Origin of the sequence: Kitasatospora sp. NPDC059817 (assembly GCF_042731835.1) — a bacterium.
GTDB lineage: Bacteria > Actinomycetota > Actinomycetes > Streptomycetales > Streptomycetaceae > Kitasatospora.
Genome location: NZ_JBHWIR010000161.1, coordinates 1 through 17,509 on the forward strand (window position 1 = coordinate 1; position 17,509 = coordinate 17,509).

The window sequence follows — 17,509 nt, forward strand, 5'->3', positions numbered from 1 at the left end:
CGGACCCCCGACCCCACCGGGCGAGGCGGGGGGGGGGGGGCACCCCCCCCGCCCCGGCAGCCTTCCGACCTCCGCACCACCGAGGGAGCGCACCGCACATGGCCGACCCCCGCCCGCGCCGGCCGGCGCGCCCCCGCGAGGAGGTCTTCGCCACCGCCCGGGCCGCGATCGCCGAACACGGGCTCGCCAAACTCACCATGGCCGGGCTCGGCAAACAGCTCCAGATGAGCGCCGGACACCTGCTCTACTACTTCGGCAGCAAGGACCAGCTGCTGCTGGAAACCCTCCGCTGGAGCGAGGACCAGCTCGGCACCCGGCGCCGTGACGCCCTCGCCGACCGCTCGCGCGACCCCTGGCAGCGGCTCGACGCCTACCTGCGCCTCTACCTGCCCGACGGGGCGGGCGATCCGCGCTGGATCCTGTGGGTCGAGGTGTGGGGGCGCTCCCCCGCCAGCGCCGAGATCCGCCAGGGGCAGCAGGAGATCGAAGCGCCCTGGCAGGCCGACCTGGTCGCCCTCATCGAGGAGGGCACCGCCACCGGCCACTTCACCCCCGGGCCCACCGCCGACCGGGCCACCCAGATCCGCGCCCTCCTCGACGGCCTGGCCGTCCCCATCGCCATCGGCCTCCCCGCCGCCCACCGCCCCGCCGCCCTCACCCAGGCCGCCGCCGTCACCGCGATCCTCCTGCGCACCCGACCCCCGGGGGCTGCGGCGGGGTGGACAGGCCCTACGACTTGTTCAGGTACGTGAGGACGGCGCGGACGCGGCGGTTGGTGTCGTCGTCGTCGGTGATGCCGAGCTTGCCGAACATCGCGGTGGTGTACTTGCCGATGGCGCTCTCGCTCAGGAAGAGCCGGCGGCCGATGGCCTGGTTGGAGAGCCCCTCGGCCATCAGCCCCAGCACGGCGTACTCGCGTTCGGTGAGCCGTTCGAGCCCCCGGTTCGGTGGCGTGTTGGACAGCAGTCTCGCGATGACGGCCGGGTCCATGGCCGTCCCTCCGTCCGCGACGCGCTCCAGGGCACCGATGAACTGGTCGGCGTCGAACACGCTCTCCTTGAGGAGGTAGCCGACGCCGCCGGAGCCGTCCGCCAGGAGCTCCCGGGCGTACAGCTGCTCGACGTGCTGGGAGAGGATGAGGACCGGCAGCCCGGGCATCTCGCCGCGGGCGGCGAGGGCCGCCCGCAGCCCCTCGTCCGACTGGGTCGGCGGCATGCGGACGTCGATGACGGACACGTCCGGGCGCCACCTGCGCAACGCGTCGAGCGTCTCGGGCCCGGTGGCGGCCGTGGCCACCACCTGGTGCCCGCAGGCCTCGATCAGGCGGACCATCCCGTCGCGCAGGAGGTAGAGGTCTTCGGCTACAACGATTCGCATGGCACCGTCATCCTGACACGGGTCGGACCGCCCGACGGACTGGTGACCTCCAGGGTGCCGTCGAAGGCCGCGAGCCGGCGGCGCAGGCCCGCCAGCCCGCCGCCGGCCCGGACGTCGGCCCCGCCCCGGCCGTCGTCCTCGACCTCGGCGACGACCGCGGCGGCGACACCGGTGCCGTCCCGCGTGAGGGAGATCCGCACCCCGGACGCCCCGGCGTGCCGGACGGCGTTGGTCAGCAGCTCGGCGACGCCGAAGTAGACGGCGGACTCGATCGGCGGGTCCAGGCGCAACAGGGCGTCGGCGCTGACGGCCACCTCCAGCGGGACGTCCAGGGCGAGCGCGCGGACGGCGTCGACGAGCCCCCGCTCGCTCAGCACCGGCGGGCTGATCCCCCGGATCAGGTCGCGGAGTTCGGCCAGCGAGGCGGTGGCACCGGCCTGCGCGTCCCGCATCAGCGCCCTGGCCTGGTCGGGGTCACGCTCCATCAGCTTCCCGGCGGTCGCCAGGGAGAGCCCGAGCGCGACCAGGCGGGCCTGCGCCCCGTCGTGCAGATCCCGTTCGATCCGGCGGATCTCGGCGGCCTGCGCGACCGTCACGTCCGCGCGCTGGGCGGTCAGTTCCTCGACCCGCTCCGCCAGCGCCATCGCCGGCGACGGGCGCAGGAAGCGGACCGCCACCGGCACGACGGGCCGCCAGGCGTACGGGGCGGAGGCCACGGCCACGACCGCGCCGAGCGCCCCGGCCAGGCCCGCGGCGGATTCCGGCCCGCCGAACCCGAGGACCGCGCAGGCCGCCACGACCACCCCGGCCGGCGGGAGGCACGCGAGCAGACCGGCGGTGAACGGCGCGATCCCCGCGAACCGCAGGTCGCGCCAGTTCGCCGGGTCCCGCCAGCGGACCCGCCAGCGCTGGTCCATCAGCGCGTCCCGGCGGGTGCGCTCGTAGGAGAAGCCGTTCCACCAGAACCCGGTGGACATCCGCGTCACCGGCCCGGCCTGCCGGTATCCGGCGGGGATCACCGTGGCGGTCCACCGCGCGACGAGGAAGCGGACGATCCGGCAGACGGGGCGGGGCAGGGCGAGCGTGCCCACGCCCACCAGCACGAACGGCGCCGTCCACGACCACGGGTTGCCCGCCCCCCACCAGACCCCCAGCGCCACCGCCGCGGCCCACACGGCCGGCAGCAGCAGGCAGACGGCCGCCACGACACACGCCCGCACGAACCCCACCCCGGCGCGCGCCACCCACGAACCCAGCCGTCCCACGTCTCTCCCCTTCCGTACGGTGCTCCCACTGTGCACCGCGCCGAGCCCGCCACCGCCCCGATCGGCCGGGGAGTGGGGCTGGCCCCACCCACGTGTGGGCCCAGACCGATACCGCCCCGGCCGGGCGGTTCGTAGCGTCGGTGGACATGGACACCAACACGCACCGCACGGACACGCACCGCACGGACACGCACCACACGAAGATGCACCGCACGAACGCCCACCGCACGGACATGCCCGGCAGCGACATGCCCGGCACGCCCGAGGCGGCGCTGCTCCACGACCCCCGTACCCGGCGGGCCTTCGGCACGGTGACGGCCTGTATCAAGGTCTACGGCGCGCTCGGCGCCGTCGCGTTCCTGGCGGTCGTCGCGGTGGCGGGCAGCGGCCACCCGGTGAACACGTTCATGTGGGTCCGGGCGGTGCTGCTGCCGGTGGTCGCCGTGCTGCTCCACCGGCTGGCGGTCGCCGCCTCCCGAGGGTCCCGCCGGGCCTTCGAACGACTGGGCGCCCTCACCGTCATCATGCCGATCGCCATCATCGGCGTCGACCTGATCCCGGGCGTCTGCCCGCCCTGGTACGCCGCGGTGCAGACCGTCTGCATGCTGCCCGTCCTCCGGGCCGCGGTCACCGTCCGCGGCTCCGCGCTGCGCGCCGCCTTTCCCAAGGCGCGCTGACCGGGCGTCGGGCGCCTGGTGCGCGGTCGGCGTCCGGTCGGCGTTCGGTCGTCAATCGGTCGTCAGTCGGTCCAGACGGCGGCCGCCGTACGGTCGTCGGCGTAGCCCTTGGCACGGACCTGGACCTGGCGGAGGAAGTCGACGGTGCCGGGCGGATGCGGGTGGGCCCAGTGGGTGGACAGGAAGTGGGCGACGGCCGGCTCGTCGGCGATCGGGCGGGCCAGGCCGGGGGTGCAGAGCAGCAGCACGTCGCCCGGGGTGGCGGGGACCAGCCGGAAGCGGAACGGCCTCGGCTCCTCCGGCGGCTGCTGGCCGTCCGGGTGGTGCAGCAGGCGGGCCGCGTAGGCGTCGATCCAGTGGCCGGAGCGCAGCAGGTAGAGCCCGCCCGGGCCGACCCCGAAGGCCGCCCGGTGGCCGGCCGCCGGGTCGAGCGACAACAGCAGGCAGTGCAGCGAGGCCGGGGACGGCGTGCCGTCCCCCTCGTTTCCGGGCACGAGCGCGCGCAGCGGGGCGACGGCGCCGGTGGCGAGCCGCTGGAGGCCGTAACGCAGCCGGTCCCGGGCGCCGTCGCGCAGGTCTGCGGCCAGGCCCTCGCGACTGCGGCCGACCGCGGCGGCCAGATGACGGCAGGCCTCACGGGTGCTGGTGGCGACGGCCTCCGGGGGGAGCGCCTCGTCCGCGGCGGTGCCGGTCCGGTCGATGCCGGCGAGCACGGCGAGCAGCAGCCCGTCCGGGCCGTCCCCGAACCTGGTGACCAGCAGCGCGTCGCGCCGCGACTCGCCCCGGAAGCGGGCGGAGTCGCCGCGGACGGAGACGGCGCGCAGGACGGACGGCCCGTACTGGGCGCCCTCCAGGACGGTGTCCGGCACGAGCGCCCCGAGGACGCCCGGATCCGCCTCCGGGACGGCGGTCGGCTCCGGCCCGTAGGTCGGCGGGCGCTCGCCGATGTGCGGCACGGTGGGGGCGCCGTCGGCGAGTGGCGAGCGGACGGCCGGGCGCGGGTCGGGGACGGTGGCGGTGGCGAGGGTGTCGGGTTCCGGGGCGGGTTCGGGTTCCTCGGCGGCGGCCTCGGGTTCGGGCTCGGGCTCGGGTTCCTCGGCGGCGGCCTCGGGCTCGGGTTCCGGCTCGGGTTGCGGCGCGGGCTCGGGGGTGGGCTTGTCCAGGGAGACCGGTGTGGCGGCGGTGTTGGCTTCGGTTTCCTGGACGTCAGGGGCGAACACCCGCTCCTCGTCCGTCCGCTGGGGTCCGATGACGCCGATCGCGGTGTCGAACCAGTCGTCGATGCTGTCCCGTTCCAGCACCTCGTCCGCTGCCGGCACCGCCGCCGGCTCCGGCTCCGGCTCCGCGTCCAGGACCGGCTCCGGTTCGGCCGTGCGCTGCTGGCCGATGAGGCCGACCGCCGTATCGAACCAGTCGTCGACGCTGCCGTCGCCGGGGTCCGCGTGCGGGGTGTCGGGGAGGGTGCCCGCCGGGCCGTCGTAGACCGTTTCCCACCAACCGTCGTCCGGCCGGTGCGGCTGTGCGGGGGCACCCTGCTTGCTCATCTGGCGGCTCCTGGTCGGTCCGTGGTCGCGCCGCCCCCGGCGGGGCCGGACTCGACGTCATTGTCTCCAAGTGCAACGACGCTGTCCGGGTTTCGGCGACAACCGGTCAGCGCCGGGCCGTTCCCGGCCACCGCGTCAACCTCGGGTTTCACCGGGGAGTCCGGCGCCGCGTCCGCCCCTGCGTCCACCCCCGGGTTCACCCCTGCGTTCGGTCCCGTTCCGTCCGTGCTTGCCGGATGTGCCCGGAGCAGGGCGTTTCCGGGGTGTTCGGGTCCGGGAGCGGCCGAAAATGGGGGTGGAGGAGGGGCATCGCTTCACTCGTTCGGCTGATTAAATGTGCGCATGACCGCGTCGGCCCCCAGCTCACCTCGACCGGGGAGGGCCGCTCCGGCGGGCCGCCCGGTGGGTGTGCTGTGGGTTCTGCTGCTGGTCGCGCTGCTCACGACGCTGCCGTGCGCCGGTCAGTCGAAGGCGGTCGGCGCGCACGCCGCTCCGATGCCGACCACCGTCACCGCCGCCGTCACCGCCGTCACGACGGTCTCCAGTCACGCCCCGCACACCGGCCCCGCCGCCAAGGCCTCCGACCAGCGCCAGCGCGCCGGCGAGCAGCGGCACTGGACGTGGTGCACCGCCGACGGCGGGCAGCCCCGCCGTGACAACGGCTGCTCCAGCCACCCGTACTGCGCGCAGGACGCCCAACTGCCGAACCCGCCGCCGCATCCGCAGCCGGCCGCGTCACCGCTCGCGCCGGCAGCCGAGGCGCTGCCCAGGGTGGTGCCCGCCGGGCTGCTGGACGGTCCGCATCCGGCACCCGATCTACACGAGCTGCAAGTACACCGGTCCTGAGCGGAACCCACCGCCCGGCATCCGCCGGCGGATCCGCCCCTCCCCTTCTTTCAGCTGACCGCCGCGCCACCAGCAGTGCGCGGCGGGGACAAGGACAACCACCATGGGTTCCGCCTCGAAGCAGTCCGGCAAGCAGTCCGGCAAGCCCGGCCCGACCGACCGCCGCGCCCGGATAGCCGAGCTGCGCGCCGGCGAGCAGCGCCGCGACCGCCGCAACAAGGTCATCGCCTCGGTCGCGGCCGGTGTGCTGGTGATCGGCGCGATCGCCACCGGCACCTGGATCGTCATGGACGCCAACCAGAGCAAGAAGAAGGAGCAGGCCGCCGCCAACGCGGACATCCCGGGCGTGCAGACCTTCGGCGAGCTGAGCCGCACCCACGTCAAGGACAAGGTCAGCTACCCGATGACCCCGCCGGTCGGCGGCGACCACAACGCGATCTGGCTGGACTGCATGGGCCACGTCTACGACCAGCCGGTCGAGAACGAGCGCGCCGTCCACTCGCTGGAGCACGGCGCGGTCTGGGTGACGTACAACGGCAAGGCGACGCCGGACGACATCAAGACCCTGTCCGACAAGGTCAAGACCACCCCGTACTCGCTGATGAGCCCGTACCCGGACGAGAAGGGCGCCATCACCCTGAACGCCTGGAGCACCCAGCTGATCGTGGACAGCGCGAGCGACCCCCGGGTGAACCAGTTCTTCACCAAGTACGTCCAGGGCAAGCAGACCCAGGAGCCGGGCGCCTCCTGCACCATGGGGCAGATGTGACCGCCGACGCGGCGCTGCCCGAGGACGGCTCCGAGCACGCCGCCGAGGAGTTCGCGGACGAGGCCGGGGCGCCGCGCCCGGCCCGTCGGCGGCTGTGGTGGCCGGCCGCGCTGGCCGCCGCCCTCGCGCTGGCCCTCGGGGTGCCCGCCCTGGTGGCGAGCGGGACGTCGGCGTCCGGGTCGGCCTCGGTGGCCGTCCCGGCGGACGACTCGCCCGAGGCCGGGTTCGCCCGCGACATGGCGACCCACCACCAGCAGGCGGTGGACCTGTCGTTCATCGTCCGGGACCGCACCGGCGACGACCCGACCCGCACCCTCGCCTTCGACATCATCAACACCCAGGCCAACCAGCGCGGGATGATGATGGGCTGGATCGACCAGTGGGGGCTGCCGCAGCACTCTGCGGCCAAGCCGATGGCGTGGATGAGGATGGGCCACGACTACCAGGCCCACGACGGTTCGCTGATGCCCGGCATGGCCACCAACACCCAGCTGGCGAAGCTGCGTTCGCTCAGCGGGCGGGACGCCGAGGTGTACTACCTGCAGCTGATGATCCAGCACCACAAGGGCGGCGTCGAAATGGCCCAGGGCTATGTGGACCTGGCGAAGAACGACGCCGAGAAGCGGCTCGCCCAGTCGATGGTGGTCGCGCAGACCTCGGAGGTGCAGCTGATGACCGACATGCTCACGGAGCGCGGCGCCGCCCCCGGCGTGCCCGAGTCCTGACCCACCCCACTGCGCGTGTCCTCGGACGGCCGGGGCGCGGTCGACGGTCCCGTACCGTGCGTACCGTGCCCCGGCCGTCCCGCGTCCGCGACAAGCCCCTGGAGTTCCCGATGCCCCCCGCCGCACCCTGGCTGATCGCCGGACTGGGCAACCCCGGCCCGTGGTTCCGGCTGACCCGGCACAACGCCGGCTTCCTGACCGTGGAACGGCTGGCCGAACGGTACGGCGCGCGGTTCCGGCGGCGCGGGATCGGCGCCCTGGTGGCGGAGATCGAGGTCGACGGCCACCGGGTGGTGCTGGCCAAGCCGCAGTGGTTCATCAACCTGTCCGGCCGACCGGTGTCCGGCCTGCTGCGGCGTTACGGCGTCCCGGTCGAGCACCTGGTGGTCGTGCAGGACGACCTGGACTTCGCATTCGGCACCGGGCGCCTCAAGCGCGGCGGCGGCCCCGGCGGCCACAACGGCGTGCGCTCGGTGGGCGAGGTGCTCGGCACCCCCGACTTCGTGCGGCTGCGCTTCGGCATCGGGCGCCCACCGAAGGGGCAGAGCGCCGGCGACTTCGTACTGAAGAAGTTCTCGGAGCACGAACAGGCCGCCCTGCCAGCGGTGTTGGACCGGTGCGCGGACGCGCTGGACACGCTGGTGCGGCGCGGCCTCAACCGGGCCCAGGACGCACTGAACGTCCGCTCGGAGGCTTAGGGGCTCTCAGGCTCAGGGGTCGGAGGCTCAGGGGTCGGAGGCTCAGAGGAAGAGGTCCCGGCTCAGGCCTGGCGGACCGGCCGGGTCAGGGCCACGGCTGCCACCGCGACCGCCGCGAGGGCGAGCAGCACCGTCCGGCCGCCGGCCGCCGGGCCCGCCAGATGGACCCCGAGGACGGGCAGCGCGGTGCCGAGCGCGGTCCCGAGGCTGCGGGCCATGTTCACCATGCCGCCGCCGACCGCCGAGCACTGCGCCGGGATCGCCCGCATCACCAGCGCGTTGTTGGCGGGCAGCAGCAGTCCCAGCCCGTAGCCGGCGAGCAGCAGCGGCACCGCCACGGCCGCCCCGGAGACCGGCAGCAGCGCGAACAGCAGCAGCCCCGCGCCCGCGAGCACCGCGCCCGCGCGGCAGCGGGCGACGTCCGACCAGCCACGCGGCAGCAGCGCGCCGCCGACGGTCGCGGCGAGCGCGAACGCGGCGGGCAGCAGGGTGATCACCAGGCCGGCCCGGGCCACCGGCACGCCCGCGCCGGTCAGCAGCACCGGGCCGAGCACGAGCGGGCAGAACAGCAGCAGGTAGCCGATCAGCGAAACCACCAGCCCGGACCGCACCCCGGGGGTGTTGACCAGGCCGGGCGCCAGGATCGGCCGGGCGGCCCGCCGTTCCTGACGGACCAGCGCGAGCGCGAGGACGGCGGCGGCGAGCAGCAGTGCGGCGGCGGCCCAGCCGGGCAGCGGCAGTCCGGAGGCGGTGGACAGGGCGAGCAGCAGCGCGGTGGTGGAGCCGGTGAGCAGCAGCAGGCCTGCCAGGTCGAAGCGGCCGCCGGATGCGGTGGCGGGCGGGCTCGCCACGCCCGGCGCGAGCGGGCCGTCCTCGGTGCGGGGAGCGGGCAGGCGCGCGGTGGCTCCTGCGGGCGGGCCCCCCGTACCGGCGGCGAGCTGCTGCCCGGTACCGACGGCGGGCGGGGGCCCGGTGCGGGTGCGGGGCAGCAGGAACCAGCCGGCCAGGATGCCCAGCACCCCGATCGGCACGTTGATCCAGAACACCCACCGCCAGGAGGCGTGCTCCACCAGCAGCCCGCCGAGGCTGGGGCCCAGCGCCAGACCGAGCCCCTGTGCCGCCGCCTGGATGCCGAGCGCGCGCCGCATCGCGTGCTCCGGGACGCCGCGCGCCACCAGGGCGACGCTGTTGGCCTGCATCATCGCGCCGCCGACGGCCTGGACGGCCCGGCAGGCGACCAGCACGCCGAGGCTGCCGGCGTATCCGGCGCCGAGCGAGGCCAGGGCGAAGACGGCGAAGCCGCCGAGGTACATGGTCTTTCGGCCGATGAGGTCGGAGAGCCAGCCGACCGGGGCGAGCAGGGCGACCAGTACCAGGAGGTAGGCGAGGGCGACCCATTCGACGGCCGCGAAGCCGGCGTCGAAGTGCCGGCCGAGGGCCGGGAAGACGAGGGCGGTGACGCTGGCGGTGAGCTGGCCGAGGAAGGCCCCGAGGCAGACGGTGCCGACGGCCAGCCAGTGGGCGTGACGCCAGCCGGCTATGCCGCGGGGCCGGGGCCGCTCGGTGAGCAGCCGCGCGGCAAGAGCGGTGGCGTTCATGCCACAAATATATCGGATGCAGATATGTTCTTTCTACGAGTTGCTCGCCTTCCGACGGGATCCCGGGGAGTTCCACGGAGCTCCCAGGGGATCCGCAGAGTTCCACCGAGCTCCGCAGAGCTCCGGGAGGCCCCCGCTCGACGGTGGACAACCCGCCGGACCGGCCCGTACCAGGCGATACGCTGTCCGCCATGCCGTCGTCACCACACGTCCCCGACCCCGCCACCGAAACCCCCGAAACGGCGGTCGACCACGCCCGGCGGCTCACCGACACCGTCACCCGCCTGCGCCGCGCCCTGCGCAGCAGCATCCGCACCGACTACCCGTGGGAGTCCCTGCCCATGGCGCAGGTCGAACTCCTCCAGACCCTCGCCGCCGCACCCCTGCGGGTCGGCGAACTCGCCGCCCGGCAGCGGCTCGCCCCCAACACCGTCAGCGGACTGATCGGCAAGCTCCTCGACGCCGGATTCGTCGACCGCCAGGCCGACCCCGGCGACCGCCGCACCGCCCGCATCGCCCTCACCCCGGCCGGCCGGCGCCAGCTCGACGACTGGCAGCGCGCCCACGAGCGCCGCATCGCCACCGCCCTCGACACCCTCGACCCCACCGACCGCGACGCCGTCGTCCACGCCCTGCCCGCCCTCGAACAGCTCGCCCGCGCCCTCGCCGAGGCCGGCCAGGGCCCCGACCAGGCCTGAACCCCGGCCGGGCCTGGCCCCTGACCGGGCCCAACCCGGGGCCGAACCCCGGTCAGCGCCCCCGGACGCCTGCAAAACCGCTGGTCACCGACCCGTACCGACCGCTACCGTCCCCGGCATGAGCACAGCACAGGTACTGATCGAGCCCTGGACGGACGCCGACCTCGCACTGCTGCGCCGGGTCAACACCCCGGAGATGAAGAAGCACGTCGGCGGCCCGGAGACCGAGGAGCAACTCCTCGTCCGGCACCGGCGCTACCTCGACTTCGTCCCGTCCGGCCTGGGCTGCATGTACCGGATCGTGCTGCTCCCCGAGGGCGAGGCCGTCGGAACCGTCGGCTACGGCACCCGCACCTGGGAGGGCGAGACCGTCCACGAGATGGGGTGGAACGTTCTGCCCGGCCACCAGGGGCGGGGCATCGCCGTCGCCGCCACCCGCGCCGCCGTCGCGGCCGCCCGCCGCGAGGCCGTCCACCGCCACCTGCACGCCTTCCCCTCGGTGGACAACCCGGCCTCCAACGCGGTCTGCGCGAAGGCCGGGTTCAGCCTCGTCGGCGAGACGGACTTCGAGTTCCCGCCCGGGCGGTTCATGCGCAGCCACAACTGGCGGGTGGACCTGCGGGCGGCGGCGGGCTGAGCCGCGCCGCCGCCCGGGCGGACGCGTCAGAACAGCGTGCCGCTCTCCAGCTCCAGCAGCCGGCGCTTGCAGTCCACGCCCGCCGCGAAGCCGGTCAGCGAACCGTTGGCGCCCATGACGCGGTGGCAGGGGCGGACGATGAGCAGCGGATTGGCGCCCACCGCGCCGCCGACCGCCCGCACCGCACGCGGCGACTCCCCCGCCAGATCGGCGAGTTGGCCGTAGGTGACGGTCTCGCCGTACGGGATCTCGTCCAAGACGGCCCAGATCCGCCGGCGGAACTCGGTGCCCACCGGGGCGAGCGGGAGGTCGAAGGAGGTGCGCTCGCCCGCGAAGTAGGCGGTCAGCTGGGCGACCGGCTCGGCGAGCGCCTCCGGGTCGAGGACCCAGTCGTCGGCGGGCTCGGACAGCGCGTACTTCTGCCCGGGCGCGGTCACGGTGGCCAGCGCCGCCGCGCCGCCGCCCTCGGGCAGGACACCGGACAGCAGCAGCCGGCCGAACGGGCTCTCCATGGTGGTGTAGACGGTGGTACTCATGCCTCTGCCTTCTCCGTTCCAGTGCTGGCGCTCGCGAGCCCGGCCCACAGCCGGTGCACGGCGTAGGAGCGCCACGGGGCCCACGCCTCGGCCGCGCGGGCGGCGCTCTTCGGGTCGCCGGGGGCGCCGAGCCGGACGAGGCCGTGCTTGACGCCCACATCGCCCGGGAGGAAGACGTCGGGGTCGGCGAGGGCCCGCATCCTCAGGTAGCCGACGGTCCAGGGGCCGATGCCGGGCAGGGCCAGCAGCCGGGCCGCGGACTCCTCCCGGTCCACCCCGCCGTCGAGTCGCACCGCCCCCTCGGCCAGGGCCGCGCACAGGCCGGTGAGCGCGCGGCGGCGGGCGGCGGGCATCGCGAAGTCCTCCGGGTCGGCGGTGGCCAGCACCGCCGCCGTCGGGAACAGCAGCCGCAGGCCGCCGCTCGGCTCGGGCAGCGCGGCGCCGTACTTCTCGGTCAGCCGGCCGGCCAGCGTACGGGCGGCGCCGACCGTGATCTGCTGGCCGAGCACCGCGCGGACGGCCAGCTCGTGCGGGTCCACGTGGCCGGGCGAGCGCAGGCCGGGGCGCTCCCGGACCAGGGGGCCGAGCACGGGGTCGGCGCCGAGCTGCTCGTCGACCGCGTCCGGGTCGGCGTCCAGGTCGAACAGGCCGCGCAGGCGCTGGACGGCGGTCGGGAGGTCGCGCAGGTCCGCGAGCAGCAGGCGGCAGTCGAGCCAGCCGCGGGTGCGCGGTTCGCCCGGCGCCAGCCCGTCGACCTCGGCGATGCCGTGCCCGTACGGGAGCGCCAGGGTGCGCCGATAGGTGCGGACGCCGGAGCGCGGACCGGGGACGACCTCCTCCACGCCGGGGACGGCACGCAGGGCGAGGAAGTCGATCAGGTGGTCGCTGTCGAGCGCGCCGCGGTAGGCCAGGCGCAGGGTGAGGCCGCCGGCCGGGGTCGCGACGCGGCGGCCGGCCACGACCTCGGCGCGCAGACCGCTGGGGGTGCGGTCGTAGACCTCGCGGACGGTGTCGTTGAACTGCCGCACCGAGGCGAAGCCGGCGGCGAACGCGATGTCGGTGACCGGGAGTTCGGTCGTCTGCAGCAGCAGGCGGGCGGTCTGGGCGCGGCGGGCGCGGGCCAGCGCGATCGGGCCGGCGCCCAGTTCGGCGATGAGCTGGCGCTGGAGCTGGCGGGAGCTGTAGCCGAGGCGGCTGGCCAGGCCCGCGACGCCCTCGCGGTCCACCACGCCGTCGCCGATCAGGCGCATCGCGCGACCGACCAGGTCGGCGCGGTGGTTCCACTCCGGGGAGCCCGGTACGGAGTCGGGGCGGCAGCGGCGGCAGGCGCGGAAGCCGGCCCCCTGGGCGGCAGCGGCGCTGGGGTAGAAGACGCAGTTGACGCGCTTGGGGGTCACGGCGGGGCAGCTCGGTCGGCAGTAGATGCCGGTGGAGGTGACGGCCGTGAAGAAGACGCCGTCGAAGCGGGCGTCTCGGCTGTCCACGGCTCGGTACCGGATGTCGTCGTCGATCACGCTGTCCAGTCTGCGGCACCGGGACGGGGGGTGACTGGCGGGAATCGGACATGGCCGTTGGGGGCCCTCCCCCCCTCCCCCACCCCACCCTCCGCCCACCTCCACCCACCCATCCCGAGCACCGGCCCGGGGGGCCCGCGCTGGGGCCCGCGCTGGGGCCCGCGCTGGGGGCCCGCGCAGGGAGCCCGCACCGAGGGGCTCACACCGGCGCCCACGCCGGAGGCCCCACACCCGGAGACCCGCGCTGGGACGCCCGCACCGGAGAGCCCGCCCCGAGGCCACCCCGGGGGAAGACCGCACCGCGCCGCAGCGCTCGGCGCACGTGCGCGTTGCTCGCGGTCTGGCCGTCGGCCAGGGCGGCTCGCCGCCCTCGGTGACCCGGGTTTCACCGTGGACGACGCCACCGCAGTGGCCCTGAAGCACTTCCGGCTGCCGGCCCGCCCGGCCTCAGCCGAGCCGGGTGGCCCGGGCGGAGGCCGGCCGCGGCCCCCTGATTTCCTGGTCGGCTTTCCTTGTCGGCTTTCCTGGTCAGCGCTTCACGGAGCCTCCCGCGGCGCGCATCGACTTGGAGAGCGACTTCCACTTCTTCGCCCGGGCCGAGGCCAGTCGGGCGTCCGAGCGGGAGGCGATCCACTCGTTCTCGCGCTGGAGCTTGAGGTAGCTGTCCATCCGGCGCTGTGGCAGGGTGCCGTCGGCGAGCGCCGCCTGCACCGCGCAGCCGGGCTCGGTGTGGTGGCCGCAGTCGTGGAAGCGGCACTCCTCGGCCAGTCCGGCGATGTCGGCGAAGGCCAGGTCCACGCCCTCGCCACCGTAGAGGCCGACCTCGCGCAGCCCGGGGGTGTCGATGAGCACACCCCCGCCGGGCAGCGGGATCAGTTCACGGGTGGTCGTGGTGTGGCGGCCCTTCTGGTCGACCGAGCGGGCCTCCTGGACGGCCATCGCCGTGACGCCGGCGAGCGCGTTGGTGAGCGTGGACTTGCCGACGCCGGACTGGCCGATCACGGCCGTGGTGCCGGGCGCGCAGGCGCGCAGCACGTCCATGCCCTCGCCCGTCCCGGCGCTGACCACGAGCACGGTGACACCGGGCGCGACCGCCTCGACGTCGGCGCGGATGAACTCGGCGTCGTCCACCAGGTCGGCCTTGGTGAGGACGACCAGGGGGTCGGCGCCGGACTCCCAGGCCAGGGCCAGGAAGCGCTCTATCCGGCCGAGGTCCGGATCCGCGGCGAGTGAGGCGGCGATCAGGACGGTGTCGACGTTGGCGGCGAGCACCTGGCCGTCGGAGCGCTTGCCGGCCACCTTGCGGATGATCGCGGTCGAGCGGGGCAGCAGTGCGGTGACGGCGGCCATCGGCTGGGCGTGGAGGTCCACGGCGGCCCAGTCGCCGGTGCACGGGCAGTTGATCATGTCGGCGTCGCCGACCGGGCGGGTGTCGAGCCGGACGGTGCGCGGCTCGCCCGTCTCCGGATCGGCGAGCACGGCGTCGCACTGGCCGCGGTCGACCCGGACGATCCGGGCCGGGATCAGCCCGGCCTCGGCGAGCGGGGTGAAGAGTTCGGCGAGCTCGGGCGTCCAGCCGTAACCGGACAGCGGCAGCTCGTCAGAGGGGGAGGTGGAGGGGAACGACGAAGTGGAGGCAGCGTTGAACAACGCGGTGGGCCCTTCGGGAGGAGATGATCCCGGCGGGCTGCGGCTGGCGCGGAAAGGGTCAGCCGGCGGCCGGGAAGAGGAGGTGAACGCGAGTACTGCCCAAGGCAGCTATCGGGGCGACAACGACCACGGGGTTCACCTCCTGCTCTCTACTCCTCGGGCGGCCGTGAAGGCCCCCGATCTGGACGGGACAAACGCTAGCTGGTGGGGGTCGCGGGGCCAAGTGGTTTTTGACCTGCGGAAACGCGGTGAAGGGATCCACAAGGGACCAACATTGGACCTACAAAAGTGCGGGCCCGCGCCCAGGAACCCGCCGGAGCCGACTACCCGCCGTACCGGTGCTTGAGGTTCGGATCGTCCAGCCACCAGGGCCGCATCCCGGCCTCCTCCTCGGCCGGCAGCCCCGCCGCCTGCGCCTGCGCCGCGGCCTCCTCGAAACGGGCGTCCAGTTCGGCGTCCACCGCCTTGATCTCCTCCCGCCCCTGCACCACCATCCGCCGCACCAGCGCGGCCAGGAACGGCAGCCCGACCAGGTCGCCCAGCACCCAGAGCATGTTGCCGCCCCAGGTCTGGTCCTGCGCCAGGCTCGGCCCCCACGGCCGCCCGAGCGCCACGTAGTGGTGCTCGGCGACCAGGTGGCCGCCGTAGATCAGCACCAGCCCGAGCCCCGCGTCGAAGATCACCTCGGCGAAGGTGATGAACAGCCCGACCAGGTGCGGGTACTCGCGCCCGACCGGGTCGATCTGCAGCCGCGGCCAGAAGTACGCCAGCCCGAGCAGCACCAGCGCCAGGTGCAGCAGCACGTTCCCGAACGCGCTGGACACCGACTCCTCGTACCAGGGCGTGAAGTAGAGCAGCCACGGCGGGGCCATCAGCAGCGCGGTGGAGACGGCCGGGAACATCAGCACCTTGGACGGCCGGCTGCGCAGCGCCCGCAGGATGCGCTCGCGCCGGGCCGGCGGCGCGGCCGCGACCAGCAGCGAGACCGGCGCGCCGAGGGCGAGCAGCAGCGGGACGAGCATCAGCAGCAGCACGACCTGGACGGCCCGGTCGGTGAACAGGATCCGCTCGTACACGCCGAGGCCGGAGCAGGTGCACCAGATCCACAGCAGCAGCCCGCCCAGGAAGGCGGCGGTGCGGGAGGGCTGCCAGCGCTCGCCGCCGGCCCGGTGGACGGTGCGCACCGCGGCCAGGTACCAGCCGCCGAGCAGCACGGAGAGGGTGAGCACCAGCGGTTCGGCCGTCCACGCGGTGGCCAGGTCGGACCACTGCCAGGGCGGCGGTCCGCTGTAGGCGAGCACTCGCACCGCGCCGTCCATCCGTCCGCCCACCTCGTTCGCGCCCTGCCGCCGCCGTCCGGCGGTCCGTCGGGCGCCGCGGACCGGACCGCGGCGCCCCGGCCATGATGGCCTCCCGGCCGGGGCCCGCGGCGCCCGGGGCCCGCCTCTATACCTGCGCCTGAACAAAGCTTTACCGAGCCCGGAAAAAGCTTTGCCCAGGCAAAGTTCCGGCCTCGACGGCCCCCGGACCGCAACCGGCGCAGGGCCGTGTTCGTCTGGCAGGATGCACCGTCGGCGATACCGGCCACGCGGGTGATGACAAGGGGAAGACAAGGGTGCAAGGCACTGCACGCGGCGAGGGCCGCCGGCTGGCGGCGCGCCACCGCAACATCGAGCTGGGCCTGCTGGCGCTCGCGGTGGCCGTCTGTCTGGCGGGGCACATCGACGCCGATCTGGCACTGACCGGCAAGATGCCGCCCGGGCTGCTGGTCCACGGCCTGGCGCTGGGCGGACTGGCCGGGGCGGCGCACCTGGCGGTGCGGCGGTTCGCCCCGTACGCGGATCCGCTGATCCTGCCGCTGGGCGTCTTCCTGACCGGCTTCGGGCTGATGCTGCTGGACCGGCTGGACATCTCCTACGCGGCGGCGCACGCCAAGAAGGGCGACTACCAGAAGCTCCCGGCCGCGCCCTCGCAGCTGATGTGGGTGTTCGTCTCGGTCGCGGTGGCGATCGCGCTGATCGCGCTGATCAAGCACCACAGGTTCTTCCAGCGGTACGTGTACCTGCTGATGACGGGGGCGCTGATCCTGCTGGCGGCGCCCGCGTTCTTCCCGGGCCGGCCGGAGGACTTCGGCGCCAAGCGCTGGATCCGCCTGTTCGGGCTCTCCTTCGAGCCGGACGAGTTCGTGAAGGTCGCGATCACGATCTTCTTCGCCGGCTATCTGATGGCCTCCCGGGACGCGCTCGCGCTGGCCGGCCGGAAGATCTGGGGGATGACCCTGCCGCGCGGGCGGCACGTCGGCCCGGTGCTGGCGATCTGGGTGGTCAGCCTGCTGGTGCTGGTCTTCGAGCGCGACCTCGGCACCTCGCTGATCTTCTTCGGCGTCTTCGTCGTGATGCTGTACGCGGCGACCGAGCGCACCAGCTGGGTGGTGCTCGGCCTGCTGATGGCGGTCGGCGGCGCGGCCGTGGTCGGCACCGTGGAGCCGCACGTGCACGGGCGCGTCGAGGCCTGGCTGCACCCGCTCGACATCTACAAGGAGCACCACGACCCGGCGATCATCTCCGACCAGCCCGCCGAGGCGCTGTTCAGCCTGGGCACCGGGCACCTGACCGGGACGGGCCTGGGCTCGGGGCGGCCGTGGCTGATCGGCTTCGCCGGGCGCAGCGACTTCGTCTTCACCACGATCGGCGAGGAGCTGGGCCTGGCCGGGGTGACGGCGGTGCTGCTGGTGTACCTGCTGCTGGTCCAGCGCGGGCTGCGGACGGCGGTCGGGCTGACCGACCCGTTCGGCAAGCTGCTGGCGACGGGGCTGTCGACGGCGCTGGCGCTGCAGGTGTTCGTGGTGGTCGGCGGGGTGAGCGGGCTGGTGCCGCTGACCGGCAAGGCGCTGCCGTTCCTGGCGGCGGGCGGCTCGTCGCTGCTGGCGAACTGGCTGATCGTGGCGTTGCTGATCAAGCTGAGCGACTCGGCCG

At 74.5% G+C, this 17,509-nt stretch carries 17 protein-coding genes; 9 read left to right on the forward strand and 8 right to left on the reverse strand.

What is annotated here, in order from left to right:
• Positions 1-98: 98 nt before the first annotated feature.
• The gene (locus ACFV61_RS27400) at positions 99-752 is read left to right on the forward strand and encodes a TetR/AcrR family transcriptional regulator (RefSeq protein WP_380494445.1); all 654 of its coding nucleotides are present in this window, start codon (positions 99-101) and stop codon (positions 750-752) included.
• Here the strand turns inward: ACFV61_RS27400 and ACFV61_RS27405 are convergent.
• A complete protein-coding gene (locus ACFV61_RS27405) occupies positions 730-1,377 on the reverse strand; it encodes a response regulator transcription factor (protein WP_063347082.1) in 648 nt (215 codons plus the stop codon). The genes ACFV61_RS27400 and ACFV61_RS27405 overlap by 23 nt on opposite strands.
• Positions 1,362-2,642, reverse strand: coding sequence for a sensor histidine kinase (locus tag ACFV61_RS27410; RefSeq protein ID WP_380346129.1), 1,281 nt, complete (start codon positions 2,640-2,642; stop codon positions 1,362-1,364). The genes ACFV61_RS27405 and ACFV61_RS27410 overlap by 16 nt, the downstream gene beginning before the upstream one ends.
• Before the next feature lie 146 nt (positions 2,643-2,788).
• Here ACFV61_RS27410 and ACFV61_RS27415 point away from each other — a divergent pair, with 146 nt between their 5' ends.
• Positions 2,789-3,319 carry a hypothetical protein gene (locus ACFV61_RS27415; RefSeq protein ID WP_380494446.1) on the forward strand — a complete coding sequence of 177 codons (531 nt, stop codon included), beginning with the start codon at positions 2,789-2,791 and terminating at the stop codon, positions 3,317-3,319.
• A 62-nt stretch (positions 3,320-3,381) separates the two neighbouring features.
• On the opposite strand, the gene ACFV61_RS27420 is transcribed toward ACFV61_RS27415, so the two are convergent.
• A complete protein-coding gene (locus tag ACFV61_RS27420) occupies positions 3,382-4,863 on the reverse strand; it encodes a hypothetical protein (protein WP_380494448.1) in 1,482 nt (493 codons plus the stop codon).
• A gap of 342 nt (positions 4,864-5,205) precedes the next feature.
• Here ACFV61_RS27420 and ACFV61_RS27425 point away from each other — a divergent pair, with 342 nt between their 5' ends.
• From ACFV61_RS27425 to pth, 4 genes are all read left to right on the forward strand, one after another.
• Complete coding sequence (locus ACFV61_RS27425) at positions 5,206-5,709, forward strand: hypothetical protein (protein ID WP_380494450.1); 504 nt, start codon at positions 5,206-5,208, stop codon at positions 5,707-5,709.
• A gap of 103 nt (positions 5,710-5,812) precedes the next feature.
• A complete protein-coding gene (locus ACFV61_RS27430) occupies positions 5,813-6,478 on the forward strand; it encodes a DUF3105 domain-containing protein (protein ID WP_063347086.1) in 666 nt (221 codons plus the stop codon).
• Between the two features lie 92 nt (positions 6,479-6,570).
• Entirely contained in the window at positions 6,571-7,203 is a 633-nt protein-coding gene (locus ACFV61_RS27435; RefSeq protein WP_063351021.1) for a DUF305 domain-containing protein, read from the forward strand.
• 110 nt (positions 7,204-7,313) lie between these two features.
• Positions 7,314-7,901: an aminoacyl-tRNA hydrolase gene (pth, locus tag ACFV61_RS27440; RefSeq protein WP_380494458.1), complete on the forward strand. Its 588-nt coding sequence runs from the start codon at positions 7,314-7,316 to the stop codon at positions 7,899-7,901.
• 62 nt (positions 7,902-7,963) lie between these two features.
• Here pth and ACFV61_RS27445 read toward each other — a convergent pair whose 3' ends face one another.
• Entirely contained in the window at positions 7,964-9,499 is a 1,536-nt protein-coding gene (locus ACFV61_RS27445) for an MFS transporter (RefSeq protein WP_380494451.1), read from the reverse strand.
• A gap of 191 nt (positions 9,500-9,690) precedes the next feature.
• Between ACFV61_RS27445 and ACFV61_RS27450 the strand changes: the two genes are divergently transcribed.
• Both ACFV61_RS27450 and ACFV61_RS27455 read left to right on the forward strand, forming a co-directional pair.
• Positions 9,691-10,197: a MarR family transcriptional regulator gene (locus ACFV61_RS27450; RefSeq protein WP_063347089.1), complete on the forward strand. Its 507-nt coding sequence runs from the start codon at positions 9,691-9,693 to the stop codon at positions 10,195-10,197.
• A 118-nt stretch (positions 10,198-10,315) separates the two neighbouring features.
• Entirely contained in the window at positions 10,316-10,834 is a 519-nt protein-coding gene (locus tag ACFV61_RS27455) for a GNAT family N-acetyltransferase (protein WP_380494452.1), read from the forward strand.
• Between the two features lie 26 nt (positions 10,835-10,860).
• Here ACFV61_RS27455 and ACFV61_RS27460 read toward each other — a convergent pair whose 3' ends face one another.
• The 4 genes from ACFV61_RS27460 to ACFV61_RS27475 form a co-directional block, all read right to left on the reverse strand.
• On the reverse strand, positions 10,861-11,370 hold the full coding sequence (locus ACFV61_RS27460) for a methylated-DNA--[protein]-cysteine S-methyltransferase (RefSeq protein WP_063347091.1): 510 nt from the start codon (positions 11,368-11,370) through the stop codon (positions 10,861-10,863).
• Positions 11,367-12,884 carry a DNA-3-methyladenine glycosylase 2 family protein gene (locus tag ACFV61_RS27465; RefSeq protein WP_380494454.1) on the reverse strand — a complete coding sequence of 506 codons (1,518 nt, stop codon included), beginning with the start codon at positions 12,882-12,884 and terminating at the stop codon, positions 11,367-11,369. The genes ACFV61_RS27460 and ACFV61_RS27465 overlap by 4 nt, the downstream gene beginning before the upstream one ends.
• A gap of 528 nt (positions 12,885-13,412) precedes the next feature.
• Positions 13,413-14,534: a ribosome small subunit-dependent GTPase A gene (gene rsgA / locus ACFV61_RS27470; RefSeq protein WP_380346113.1), complete on the reverse strand. Its 1,122-nt coding sequence runs from the start codon at positions 14,532-14,534 to the stop codon at positions 13,413-13,415.
• Between the two features lie 323 nt (positions 14,535-14,857).
• Positions 14,858-15,853 (reverse strand): cytochrome c oxidase assembly protein, encoded by a 996-nt coding sequence (locus ACFV61_RS27475; RefSeq protein ID WP_380372425.1) that lies wholly within the window; start codon positions 15,851-15,853, stop codon positions 14,858-14,860.
• 296 nt (positions 15,854-16,149) lie between these two features.
• Between ACFV61_RS27475 and ACFV61_RS27480 the strand changes: the two genes are divergently transcribed.
• On the forward strand, positions 16,150-17,509 hold a 1,360-nt coding region (locus ACFV61_RS27480), incomplete at its 3' end, for an FtsW/RodA/SpoVE family cell cycle protein (RefSeq protein WP_380494456.1).

Bases quoted from the DNA above. Each gene is read 5' to 3' on its own strand.
- ACFV61_RS27400 (WP_380494445.1), top strand. From the start codon at position 99: ATGGCCGACCCCCGCCCGCGCCGGCCGGCGCGCCCCCGCGAGGAGGTC.
- ACFV61_RS27405 (WP_063347082.1), bottom strand. From the start codon at position 1,377: ATGCGAATCGTTGTAGCCGAAGACCTCTACCTCCTGCGCGACGGGATG.
- ACFV61_RS27415 (WP_380494446.1), top strand. From the start codon at position 2,789: ATGGACACCAACACGCACCGCACGGACACGCACCGCACGGACACGCAC.
- ACFV61_RS27420 (WP_380494448.1), bottom strand. From the start codon at position 4,863: ATGAGCAAGCAGGGTGCCCCCGCACAGCCGCACCGGCCGGACGACGGT.
- ACFV61_RS27425 (WP_380494450.1), top strand. From the start codon at position 5,206: ATGACCGCGTCGGCCCCCAGCTCACCTCGACCGGGGAGGGCCGCTCCG.
- ACFV61_RS27430 (WP_063347086.1), top strand. From the start codon at position 5,813: ATGGGTTCCGCCTCGAAGCAGTCCGGCAAGCAGTCCGGCAAGCCCGGC.
- pth (WP_380494458.1), top strand. From the start codon at position 7,314: ATGCCCCCCGCCGCACCCTGGCTGATCGCCGGACTGGGCAACCCCGGC.
- ACFV61_RS27445 (WP_380494451.1), bottom strand. From the start codon at position 9,499: ATGAACGCCACCGCTCTTGCCGCGCGGCTGCTCACCGAGCGGCCCCGG.
- ACFV61_RS27450 (WP_063347089.1), top strand. From the start codon at position 9,691: ATGCCGTCGTCACCACACGTCCCCGACCCCGCCACCGAAACCCCCGAA.
- ACFV61_RS27455 (WP_380494452.1), top strand. From the start codon at position 10,316: ATGAGCACAGCACAGGTACTGATCGAGCCCTGGACGGACGCCGACCTC.
- ACFV61_RS27460 (WP_063347091.1), bottom strand. From the start codon at position 11,370: ATGAGTACCACCGTCTACACCACCATGGAGAGCCCGTTCGGCCGGCTG.
- ACFV61_RS27475 (WP_380372425.1), bottom strand. From the start codon at position 15,853: ATGGACGGCGCGGTGCGAGTGCTCGCCTACAGCGGACCGCCGCCCTGG.